10 protein-coding genes and 1 rRNA gene are annotated in these 10,065 nt (G+C 72.1%); 3 read left to right on the top strand and 8 right to left on the bottom strand.

Annotation, left to right across the window (positions count from 1 at the left end; genetic code table 11):
• A 5S ribosomal RNA gene (gene rrf / locus AC156L_RS24485) occupies positions 1–70 on the top strand; the annotation flags it as partial.
• 263 nt (positions 71–333) lie between these two features.
• Here the strand turns inward: rrf and AC156L_RS24480 are convergent.
• The 8 genes from AC156L_RS24480 to uraH all read right to left on the bottom strand — a co-directional run bounded on the left by AC156L_RS24480 (position 334) and on the right by uraH (position 8,004).
• Entirely contained in the window at positions 334–714 is a 381-nt protein-coding gene (locus tag AC156L_RS24480) for an allophanate hydrolase-related protein (protein WP_330877816.1), read from the bottom strand.
• Positions 715–727: 13 nt separating this feature from the next.
• The gene (locus AC156L_RS24475) at positions 728–2,149 is read right to left on the bottom strand and encodes an NCS2 family permease (protein WP_330877817.1); all 1,422 of its coding nucleotides are present in this window, start codon (positions 2,147–2,149) and stop codon (positions 728–730) included.
• Positions 2,150–2,254: 105 nt separating this feature from the next.
• Entirely contained in the window at positions 2,255–2,737 is a 483-nt protein-coding gene (locus tag AC156L_RS24470) for a nucleoside deaminase (protein WP_330877818.1), read from the bottom strand.
• A 69-nt stretch (positions 2,738–2,806) separates the two neighbouring features.
• The gene (locus AC156L_RS24465) at positions 2,807–5,032 is read right to left on the bottom strand and encodes a xanthine dehydrogenase family protein molybdopterin-binding subunit (RefSeq protein WP_330877819.1); all 2,226 of its coding nucleotides are present in this window, start codon (positions 5,030–5,032) and stop codon (positions 2,807–2,809) included.
• Positions 5,029–6,384, bottom strand: a complete 1,356-nt coding sequence (locus AC156L_RS24460; RefSeq protein ID WP_330877820.1) for an 8-oxoguanine deaminase — start codon at positions 6,382–6,384, stop codon at positions 5,029–5,031. Before AC156L_RS24460 ends, AC156L_RS24465 begins: the two co-directional genes overlap by 4 nt.
• Positions 6,381–6,842, bottom strand: coding sequence for a (2Fe-2S)-binding protein (locus AC156L_RS24455; protein ID WP_330877821.1), 462 nt, complete (start codon positions 6,840–6,842; stop codon positions 6,381–6,383). The genes AC156L_RS24460 and AC156L_RS24455 overlap by 4 nt, the downstream gene beginning before the upstream one ends.
• Positions 6,833–7,705, bottom strand: a complete 873-nt coding sequence (locus AC156L_RS24450; protein ID WP_330877822.1) for an FAD binding domain-containing protein — start codon at positions 7,703–7,705, stop codon at positions 6,833–6,835. Before AC156L_RS24450 ends, AC156L_RS24455 begins: the two co-directional genes overlap by 10 nt.
• Entirely contained in the window at positions 7,705–8,004 is a 300-nt protein-coding gene (gene uraH, locus AC156L_RS24445) for a hydroxyisourate hydrolase (protein WP_330877823.1), read from the bottom strand. The genes AC156L_RS24450 and uraH overlap by 1 nt, the downstream gene beginning before the upstream one ends.
• Positions 8,005–8,144: 140 nt before the next feature.
• Here uraH and AC156L_RS24440 point away from each other — a divergent pair, with 140 nt between their 5' ends.
• Entirely contained in the window at positions 8,145–9,644 is a 1,500-nt protein-coding gene (locus tag AC156L_RS24440; protein WP_330877824.1) for a PucR family transcriptional regulator, read from the top strand.
• Between the two features lie 10 nt (positions 9,645–9,654).
• Positions 9,655–10,038, top strand: coding sequence for a hypothetical protein (locus tag AC156L_RS24435; RefSeq protein ID WP_330877825.1), 384 nt, complete (start codon positions 9,655–9,657; stop codon positions 10,036–10,038).
• Positions 10,039–10,065: the final 27 nt, after the last annotated feature.

Here is a 10,065-nt window from a genome sequence, read left to right as displayed (position 1 = left end):
GGTAGTTAAGCCCTCCTGCGCCGATGGTACTGCACTGGTGACGGTGTGGGAGAGTAGGTCGCTGCGGGACAATTTTTCCCTCAGGGGGAGTTCCTTTATGGGACTCCCCCTGAGGGCTTTGTGCGTTCGGCGGGGCGGGGGTCGCCTGGTGGTGAGGACCCCCCGATTCACAAGTTAGCGGAGAGGTCCGACAGTTTTGGGGCGTGTGCCGCACGGAGGTGGGTGGTCGGCCGGCCCCTCATCCTGCCGACCACCTCACGTCCGCGGTCCTCTCCACCCCCAGCGGCGAGGCTCTCACCAGGTCTAGAGCGGTGGGGAGCACGCGGGATACGTTCAGGGTCGGTTCTTCCCACCCAGGTAGGCGTGCCAATCACCTATGTGGGTGATGTCCAGCAGTTCTCGACCGCCCAGGTAGGCGTCGCGCAGGACGGTGGCCAGGCAGGCGGCGCCGTCCTCCAGTTCGATGACGCCGATCTCCAGCTCCGGCGGCTCGGCGGGGAGCAGGTGGTCGCGCAGGACGGTGAGGGGGAGGTCGTAGACCTCGCCCACGACGCTGCCCGTGCCTGACCGGTGCATGGCCGGGAAGCGGTCGCCGACGGAGAAGTAGCGGTACCTGGGTGCGCTGCGCGCGACGCACAGCATCGGGGTGCCCTGGAGTTGCGGGTGGAGCGGGCCGCCGCGCATCCCGCCGCCGTTGAGGAAGATCAGTGCCACGGTGCCTCCTGGGTCAGCGGAGCAGAGCGGTGATGGCCTCTACGCCGAAGTAGAGGACGAACAGTCCGGCGATGCTGGTCATGATCCAGCCGATCTCGCGCCACTGGCCCTTGCAGACCTTGATGAGCACGTAGGAGATGAGGCCCGCGCCGATGCCGTTCGTGATCGAGTAGGTGAACGGGATGAGCGCGGCCGTGAGGAACACCGGGATGGTGTAGTCCGGCTCGTGCCACGGGATGCGGCGGACCTGCGCCATCATCAGCCCGCCGATGACGACCAGCGCCGGTGCCGCCGCCTGGGCGGGCACCACCGCCGCGAGTGGCGTGAACAGCAGGGTCGCGGTGAGCATCACACCGGTGACGACGCTGGCCAGACCGGTCCTGGCGCCCTCGCCGACGCCCGCCGCGGACTCCAGGAAGACGGTGTTCGGCGAGGAGCCCGTGACGCCGCCCGCGATGGCTCCCGCGCCGTCGACCAGCAGGATGCGCCCCATCCCCTCGACCTTGCCGTCCTTGGTGAGGCCCGCCTCGTCGGAGACGCTGGTGATGGTGCCCATCGCGTCGAAGAACCCCGACAGCACCAGCGTGAACAGGAACACCGTCGCGCTGATCGCACCCGCCGAGGCGAAGCCGCCGAACAGGTCGACCTGCCCGAACAGGCTGAAGTCGGGTGCGGCGACGACGCTGTCGGGCACGGTCGGCTCGACCAGGCCCCAGCCCTCCACGGGGAAGGCGGCGTTCACCGCGACGGCCATCAGGGTCGCCGTGCCGATGCTGATCAGCACGGCACCGGGGACGCCGCGGCTCATCAGGACGATCATCAGCAGCAGACCCACGGCGAACACGACGATCGGCCAACCGACCAGGTGCCCGTCCACGCCCATCCGAACGGGCACCGTCGAGTGGGCCGCGTCGGGGGTTCGGGTGACGAACCCCGCGCTGACCAGGCCGACGAAGGCGATGTACAGGCCGATGCCGACGGTGATGGCGATCTTGAGCGGGGCGGGGACGGCGTTGATGATCCGTTCCCGCACACCGGAGACGGCCATGGCGACGATGCAGAGCCCTTCCAGCACCACCAGGCCGAACGCCTGGGCCCACGTCATCGTCGGGGCCATCTGGAACGCGACCACGCCGTTGACGCCCAAACCCGCCGCGAGGGCCAGCGGGGCGTTGCCGACGAGACCCATCAGGACGGTCATCACGCCCGCGGCCAGCGCGGTCGCGGTCGTCACCTGCTCGATCGACAGGCGGGCGCCGGTGATGTCGGCGGACGCCCCGAGGATCAGCGGGTTGAGCAATACGATGTACGACATCGCCACGAAGGTGGTGATCCCACCGCGTACTTCGCGGCCGAGGGTGCTCCCGCGTTCACCAACGCGGAAGAACCGGTCGAGGGGTGTTCGTGCGGGGATGTCATTCCTCAGCTGGGTCATGACGTCCTTCCCATGCCGGTGGGCGCGTCCGGCGGGGCCCGTGCTTGCCGGCCTCGGCCCCGTCGGACGCGTTTCGTCGTTGCTGCTCCGGTCAGCAGCGGCCCTCTAGTAGTCGACGCGGTCGGGGCGGGACAGCCACGCCTCGAACGGCGCGTTGTCCACGTCCGTGCTGACGCGGTCGACGGGCAGGCTCCACTCCTCCCTCGGCTTGCCGAACAGCTCGTAGAACTCGCGGTCGTCGAACCCGGCCGCCGCCGCGTCGTCGCGGTCCGCGGCGAACACCACCCGCTCCACCCGCGCCCACAGGGCCGCCGAGAGGCACAGCGGGCACGGTTCGCACGACGACACGAGCACGCAGCCGGTGAGCTTGAAGTCGCCGATCGTCTGGCAGGCGGCGCGGATCGCGACCACCTCGGCGTGCGCGGTGGGGTCGAGCAGCGGGGTGACCTGGTTGGTGCCGGTGGCGATGACCTCGCCCGCGCGGACGATCACCGCGCCGAACGGGCCGCCACCGTCGGCGACGTTCTTCGTCGCCAGTTCGATGGCGTCGCGCAGCCAGGCCTGGTCGGTGGATGTCGGGGTGGTCATGTCGGTGCTCCTTGGGCGTGCTCGTCCACGCCGCCACCGGTGGGCAGCGACGTGGACGGAGGGCGGGGACTAGGTTCCGGTGATGTGCTCGGGCCGGACCGGCACGCGGGTGAGCGCCAGCCCGGTCGCGGCCCTGATGGCGGCCACGATGGCCGGGGTGGACGAGATGGTGGGCGGTTCGCCGACGCCGCGGACGCCGTAGGGCGCGTTGGGGTCGGCCAGTTCCAGGACGTCGATGCTCATCGGCGGCATGTCGAGCACGGTCGGGATCAGGTAGTCGGTGAACGACGGGTTGCGCACCTCGCCGCCCGCGGTCTGGATCTCCTCCATGACGGCCAACCCCAGGCCCTGCGCGGAACCGCCCTGGATCTGGCCCAGCACGGCCTGCGGGTTCAGCGCGTTGCCGACGTCCTGCGCGCAGTCCAGCTCGACCACCTTCACCAGGCCCAGCTCCACGTCCACGTCGACGACCGCGCGGTGCGCCGCGAAGCCGTACTGCACGTGGGCGTTGCCCTGACCCGTCTCCGGGTCCAGCGGCTCGGTCGCGCGGTGCCGCCACTCGACCGTCTCGTCGACCACGTCGTCGCCGACCAGTTCGGCCAGGTCCACCTCGGACAGGTCACGACCGCCGGCGAGCTTGGTCAGCTTGTCCCGCACGGCCACGCAGGCCGCCCTGACCGCGCCACCGGTGACGTAGGTCTGGCGGGACGCGGACGTGGAGCCGCCGTTGCCGATGCTGGTGTCCATCGGCAGGATCGTCACGCGCTGCACGCCGAGTTCGGTGCGCACGATCTGCTGCATGATCGTCACCAGGCCCTGGCCGACCTCGCACGCCGCCGTGTGGGCGAGCGCGACGAGTTCACCGCCGATGACCTGGACGCGCACGCGGGCCGTCGAGTAGTCGTCGTAGCCCTCGGAGAAGCAGACGTTCTTGATGCCGACGGCGTAGCCGACCCCGCGCACGACACCTTCGCCGTGCGTGGTGTTCGAGACACCACCGGGCATCGAGCGCAGGTCGAGCGTCGCGGACACGGGCGGCAGCGGCTTGTCCTTGACCAGCTTCAGCAGCTGCGCCACCGGGGCCGCGGAGTCGACGACCTGACCGGTCGGCATCACCGAGCCCTCGGTCATCGCGTTCGCGATCCGCACGTCGACCGGGTCCATGCCCAGCTCCGCCGCCAGCTTGTCCATTTGGGACTCGTAGGCGAAACCCGCTTGCACGGCCCCGAATCCGCGCATCGCGCCGCACGGCGGGTTGTTGGTGTACAGGCCGTAGCAGTCGATCGTCACGTTGTCGACCTCGTACGGGCCGACGCCGAGCGTGGCCGCGTTCGCGACGACCGCGCCGGTGCTGGACGCGTACGCGCCGCCGTCGAGGAAGATCCTCGCCTTGACGTACACCAGCTTCCCGTCACGGGTGGCGCCGTGCTCGTAGTGCAGCACCGCGGGGTGGCGGTGCACGTGGCCGTAGAACGACTCCTCGCGGTTGTAGACCATCTTCACCGGCTTGCGGGTGTGCAGCGCCAGCATGCAGGCGTGCACCTGCATCGACAGGTCCTCGCGACCGCCGAACGCGCCGCCGACACCGGACAGCGTGAGCCGCACCCTGTCCAGCGGCATCCCCAGCGCCGACGCGATCTGGCCCTGGTCGACGTGCAGCCACTGCGTGGCGATGTACAGGTCGACGCCGCCGTCCTCGGCGGGCACCGCGAGACCGGACTCCGGCCCGAGGAAGGCCTGGTCCTGCATGCCGACCTCGTACCGGCCGGTCACCACGACGTCGGCGGTCGGGGATTGGTCGCCGCGGCGGATCGGCACGTGCCGCACGAGGTTGCCGCCGGGGTGCAGCGGGGTCTCGTCGGCCGCGGTCTCCATGTCCACCACGGGTTCCAGGACCTCGTACTCGACCCTGATCCGCTTCATCGCGCGGGTCGCGGTCTCCGGGTGGTCGGCACCGACGAGCGCGACCGCCTCTCCCTGGTAGCGCACGACGTCGATCGCCAGCACGGGCTGGTCCTTGTGCTCCAGGCCGTACAGGTTCGTGCCCGGCACGTCCTCGTGGGTCAGCACGGCGTGCACGCCGGGCACCTTCAGCGCCTCGGTGACGTCGATCGACACGATCCGCGCGTACGGGTGGGGGCTGCGCAGCGTCGAACCCCACACCATGTCCTGGTGCCACAGGTCGGAGGCGTAGGCGAACTCCCCGCGCACCTTGAGGTTGCCGTCCGGGCGCTGGGGGCTGGCGCCGATGCCACCGGTGACGCTGGAGGTGAGTTCCGCGGGGGTCAGGCTCATTTCGACACCTCGATCAACTTCGCGCTGGCGGCTGTGAGTTCACGGGCGAGGTCGTCGGCCGGTGCGGTGCGGAGTTCGCCGTCGGCGACCACCGTCCTGCCGCCGACCAGCAGCAGCCTCAACGGCGGCTGCGGGCCGAACACCAGCGCCGCCACCGGATCGGTGATGCCCGCGTGGTCGACGCCGTCGAGCCGCCACAGCGCCAGGTCGGCGAGCTTGCCCGGTTCGATCGAGCCGATCTCGTCCTCGCGGCCGAGGCAGCGGGCGCCACCCATGGTGGCCATCCACAGGGCTTGGCGGAACGTCATGGCCTTCGGGCCGCCGCGCTGGCGGGCCTGCACGACCGACTGGCGCAGCTCCGCGACCAGGCCACCGTCCTCGTTGGACGCGGCCCCGTCGACCCCGAGGCCGACCGGCGCGCCCGCGTCCAACAGGTCGCGGACCGGGGCGGTGCCGGTGCCCAGGCGCCCGTTGGACGTCGGGCAGTGCGCCGACCCGGTGCCCGTCGCACCCAGCCGCTTCACGGCGTCGCCGGACAGGTGCACGGTGTGCGCGAGCCACACGTCGTCGCCGAGCCAGCCGAGGCGTTCGGCGTACTCGGTGGGCGTGCAGCCGTTCTCGGCCTGGCACTGCTCCTCCTCGTCGACCGTCTCGGCGAGGTGGGTGTGCAGCCGAACCCCCTTGCGGCGGGCCAGCTCCGCGGCGCCGGTCATCAGCTCGGGGCTGACGGAGAACGGCGAGCACGGGCCGACGGCCACCCGGATGAGCGACGACCGCGCCGGGTCGTGGTGGTCCTCGATCGCCTTCTCGGTGGCGACCAGCGCGGCCTCGGTGTCCTCGACCAGGTTGTCAGGCGGGAGCCCGCCGTGCGACTGCCCGCGGTCCATCGAGCCGCGGACGGCGTGCAGCCGGATGCCGATCCGCCCGCCCGCGCCGACGAGCGCGTCGAACTGGTCGCCGCCCTCGCTCGGGAACACGTAGTGGTGGTCCGCGGCGGTCGTGCAGCCGGTCACCGCGAGCCGGGCCAGACCGGCGGACGCGGCGGCGTGCGTGATGCCCGCGTCCAGGCCGCGCCACACCGGGTACAGCTCGGTCAACCACTCGAACAGGGTCGCGTCCTGCGCGAAGCCCCTGGTGGCCCACTGGTAGAGGTGGTGGTGGGTGTTGACCAGGCCGGGCGTGAGCAGGCAGCCGGAGCCGTCGACGTAGGTGTGCGGACCGGTCTGGGCGGGCGCGGGGCCCGCGCCGACGGACCGGATGGTGTCGCCGTTCACGACCACGTGGCCGTACGCGTGCTCGGTGCCCGCGGCGTCCACGGTGGACACCGCGACCCGGTCGACGACGGTGATCATCGGCGGGCCGCCGCGAGCCGCACGGCGTCCAGGATCTTCTCGTACCCCGTGCAGCGGCACAGGTTCCCGGCCAGCGCCTCGCGGATCTCCGGGTCGGTCGGGCGCGGCACGCGGTCGAGCAGGTCGTGCGCCGCGACCACGAGACCGGGCGTGCAGAACCCGCACTGCACCGCGCCCGCCTCCACGAAGGCCTCCTGGACGGGGTCGAGCCGGTCGCCGTCGGCCAGGCCCTCGACCGTGCGGACCTCGCGGTCCTGCACCTGGCCCGCCGCGACGAGGCACGCGCACACCGGCACGTCGTCCAGGTACACCGTGCACGACCCGCACTCGCCCTGCTCGCAGGCGTTCTTCGACCCCGGCAGACCCAGCCGCTCGCGCAGCACGAACAGCAGGCTCTCGCCCTCCCAGACGTCGTCGGCCTGCCGCTGCTCGCCGTTGACGGTCACGTTCACGCGCATTCGCGGGTCTCCTTGCCCAGGTGGTCCTGCCACGCCCAGCCCAGCGTCCTGCGGGCGAGCACGGCCAGTGCGTGCTTGCGGTACGCGGCGCTGCCGCGCACGTCGTCGATCGGGCTCGCGGCCTCCGCCACCAGTTCGCCGAACCGGCGCTTCACCGAGTCCAGCAGCGGCTTCGGCGCGTCCCAGTCCAGCTCGCCCGCCAGGAACTCCTCGGCGGACGTGGCGCGCCGGGGCGTCGGAGCGGCCGAGCCGACCGCCGCGCCGACGCGCCTCTCGGCGGGGTGCAGCGCGATGGCGAACGAGCACACCGCGATCACCATGGCGTTGCGGGTGCCGACCTTCGCGAACTGCTCCGGTCCCGGCGCCGCGTTCAGGTGCACGGCGGCGATCAGCTCGTCGGGCTCCAGCGCGTTGCGCTTCACCCCGAGGTAGAAGTCGGTGGCCGGGATCATCCTGGTGCCGCGCGTGGAGGCGACCTCGACGACCGCGTCACCCGCCAGCAGCACGGGGTGCGTGTCACCGGCGGGGGAGGCCGCGCCCAGGTTGCCGCCGACCGTGCCGCGGTTGCGGATCTGCGGCGACCCGACCGTGCGCGACGCCATCGCGAGCCCCGGCAACTGCGCGCCGAGCTGCTCGATGACCCGCGTGTACGGCACACCGGAGCCGAGGCGGATCCCGTCGTCGGTGGTCGACCACCCGCGCAGCTCGGCGATCCGGGTCAGGTCGAGCAGCGCGGGCGGCCTGCGGTGGTCGAAGTTCAGCTCCACCATCACGTCCGTGCCGCCCGCGATGGGCACGGCGTCGGGCCGCTCGGCCTTGAGGGCCAGCGCCTCGGCGAAGGTGTCAGGGCGAAGGAAGTCCATCAGCTGCCTCTGTAGGTGGAGTACGCGAACGGGGACAACAGCAGCGGCACGTGGTAGTGCTCGGCCGGGTCGGCCACGTGGAACGTCAGCACGACCTCGGGGAAGAACGGCGCGACGGCCCCGGTGTCGAACACCAGCCGGTAGACGCCGACCTCGGTCGCGTCCCAGCCGGTGATCCGACCGTCCGGGCCGGTCTCCCCGTTCGACACGAGCGTCCCGTCGGCGCGTTCGAGCCGCACGGCCAGCCCGGTGGCGGGCCTGCCGCGCTGCGCGTCCAGCACGTGGGTGGAGATCGTCACTCGCCCTCCAATCGGTGTGTGAGCCAGTACACAGAGGAGGGCCGCGGAACGGCTACGGCAGGGCGCATGAAGCCAAGGCTCCTACAGACGGGGCGGTTGTGCTTTCCTACAAACTCGATCGGACGACGGAGGTGACCGTGGTGCACGTGCGTGCCCTGCTCGGGATGCCGGAGCTGCGGTTGCGCCTGAGGTCCGGCGACGAGCTGTTGGACCGGCCCGTGACCAGGCTTTACGGCACTGAACTACCCGATCCGGCCAGGTACCTCTCCGGAGGTGAGCTGGTGCTCTCCGGGTTGCTGTGGCATCGGGAACCCGAAGATTGTGAAGTGTTCGTCTCCTCTCTCGCCCACGCGGGCGTGGCGGCCCTGGCGGCCAGCGAGGCGGAGTCGCGGGAGCTGCCCCGCGCGCTGCTGGAGGCGTGCAGGAGGCACCACGTGCCGCTGCTGGAGGTCCCCGTCGACCTGTCGTTCGCGGTCATCACCGAGCGCGTGGTGCTCGAACTGGCCGCCGAGCGGATCGGCGACGCGGGCACGCTGCTCGGGCGGCACCGGCGGCTGCTGACCGCGGTCCCGGAGGGCCTGCCCGCACTGGTCGAGGCGGGCGCGCGGGAGCTGGGCACGACCTGCTCGGTGCTGTCCACGACCGGCAGGCTCGTCGCGGGAGCCGAGGTGGAGCAGCCCGCCGCGCTGGTGCGGGACTTCCTGCGCGCCGACCGGCTGCCCCGCGTCGTGCGCGGCACGACCCTGCTGCCCGTGGCCGAACGCGGCGGCGGCAGGCTGACGAACTGGGTCCTCGCCGTGCGGGGGGACCTGTCGCACGACGAGATCGCCGCCGAACTGGCCAGCCTCGTCGCGCTGGAACGCTCGCGGATCGCCCAGGGCCGGGTGATCGAGAACCGCGCCGCCGGACCCCTGCTGCGGCTCGTGCTGGACGGCTCGGCCGGACCGGGTGAACTGCGGTCGCGGGTGTCGGCGGCGGGCTTCGACCCGGACGCGCCGCTGCGGGTGCTGGCGCTGTCGACGTCCGACCGCCGCACCGACCTCGCCGCGGCCGTGCTGGAGGAGCTGGTCGCGCAGATCGCCCCGCGCGCACTGGTCGCGGTGGTCGGCTCGGAGGTGTACGCCGTGACCTCCGCCGGTGCCGACCACCCCGCCGACGTCGCGCGGATGGCGTTGCGCGCACTGGAACCCGGCCTCGACTCGACCCGGCTGCTGGTCGGGATCAGCTCACCGGTCGGCGTCGCCGGACTGCGCGGCGCGCTGGAGGAGGCGTCGCACGCCCGACGCCTCGGCGAGGCGCGGACCGGCCGCACCTGCGTGGTGGCGGGCGAGGAGATCGCGCTGCACCAGCTGCTCCTGGCCGGTGTGCCCGAGGAGCTGCGCGCCTCGGTGCGCACGCGGCTGCTGGGCGCCGTGCTCGACTACGACGCCGAGCACGGCACGGACCTGCTCGGCACGCTGCGGGTGTTCCTCGACGACTCGGGCTCGTGGACCACGGCCGCGGCGAAGCTGCACGTGCACGTGAACACCCTGCGGTACCGGATGGGGCGGGTGGAGGACCTGCTCGGCGTGGACCTCGGCCACTTCGCCACCCGCGTGGACCTGTACCTGGCCCTCCAAGCGGGGCCCCCGGCGACGTAGACTCCCGGGTGTGGCCGAGGTTCCGGTGGAGAACCTGGTGTTGTACGCCGCGGTGGTGACCACACCGGTCGTGCTGGGCTGGGCCGTCATCGCGGCCCCGAGGCTGGTGCGACGGCTCCGGCGGCGCTCGCCCGCGCCACCGTCCGGGCCGTCGATCGAACAGGTGTCAGCGGACCTGCGGCGCGTGCACCGGATCCTCGCGGGGTACGAGGCGGGCACCCCGGTGGCCCGCCGCCGCGGCGCGCGGGAGGCGTACGACGCGCTGCTGGTCCAGGCGTGCCGGGCCGTGGAGGTCGAACACCGCCTCGACTCGCTCCCCGAGGGCGTGGACCGCGAACTGGAACGGCTGCGCGTCGAGGAATCCCTGCGGGCGGCCGGACTCGCCATCCCGTGAACGGCCGTGGAGGAGCCCGCACTGGCG

Source organism: Umezawaea sp. (genome assembly GCF_057122925.1).
The sequence above is the reverse complement of the archived record's forward strand: the minus strand, read 5'-3'. Positions and strand labels throughout refer to the sequence as shown.